This is a genomic window from Bartonella sp. AA9NXGY (assembly GCF_042196845.1).
Lineage (GTDB): Bacteria > Pseudomonadota > Alphaproteobacteria > Rhizobiales > Rhizobiaceae > Bartonella.
Window position 1 is genome coordinate 1 of sequence record NZ_JBHIRB010000086.1, and the last position, 1019, is coordinate 1019.

3 pseudogenes are annotated in these 1019 nt (G+C 40.8%); all 3 read left to right on the forward strand.

Going from position 1 to position 1019, the window contains the following annotated elements:
- Window positions 1-353: pseudogene (locus ACFIM6_RS09925) on the forward strand (filamentous hemagglutinin); the annotation flags it as partial.
- Window positions 350-753: pseudogene (locus ACFIM6_RS09930) on the forward strand (hypothetical protein). The pseudogenes ACFIM6_RS09925 and ACFIM6_RS09930, both read left to right, overlap by 4 nt.
- Before the next feature lie 15 nt (window positions 754-768).
- Window positions 769-1019 (forward strand): annotated as a pseudogene (locus tag ACFIM6_RS09935) (filamentous hemagglutinin); the annotation flags it as partial.

The following is a 1019-nucleotide window of genomic DNA, read 5'->3' on the forward strand; positions in this document are numbered from 1 at the left end:
AAGAAGGTGTTCACGGTATAGCCAACGAAAACACGACTATCAATCTCTATGGACCAGCCTTTAATGTTTTAGTTGCAGCCGGTCTGTTAGATTATGTGAGTGATGGCAAACAAACCACTATTGGCTTTGATGGGAATAGATATGACTTTGTCAGCAGAATTATTGGCGGCAATGGCTATACCTACGGGACACTCCCTGCTGGTAGTAACGTTTGGACAGAATGGTTGAGAGTGATCATGAATCCCATAAGTTCCCATACTTGTCTTGGAGATGCAGGTTATAAATGTAGATATGATTATGGTTCATCTCATCGTGAACAATTTCCTTTAAGTAAATCATGGAGTAAAAAATGAAACACATCGTAAAATTATTAAGTGCTGTAACTTTGTTAAGTATAGCTGGATGTCAGTTTAATAAACCTCCTTCAGGATATTTGACTGCTTGGGAGAAACCGGGAGCAGATTTTACTGAGGTAGGAAAAGGCTTGTTAGAATGTGGTATGCCAACCCCTTATGATAAGGATCCAGAAAGCAGCAAGCTCAGTAATAATGCAATAGCAACAATTCATGCTTGTATGGTTCAATCAGGATTCCGCTATAAAGATGAAAGGGGGGGGGGTGGTGTGTAAACCATAAAGCCGAAAACTTGCCCATTTGTCGTCCAGGCGCTGTTGTTCCACAGCGCAGTGTCAAGAAGCGCTTGAACAGCCCGTTTTGTAAAAAATATAAAAATAGTCGCAAATGCCAGCCTTAAGTTTTGCTGTTTGTGATGATTAACAATCCGCCATCCTTGCATTTGCTTGGAATGGCGGGATTGTTTCCTCACGCACATTATTTAACGGATGAAGAACAACAGAATTTACAAAAAGGTTCTGATGGCAAGGTTCATTTTTTCCTCAATGGTATTCTTACAACACCCTATGAGGCGGCTGTTTATGCAGAGCAACATGCGGAGAATAAAAATGAACCGCTTTATTTTGTTGTGTTCCCAGAAGCCGATTCTGCTATCTCAGAACTTCT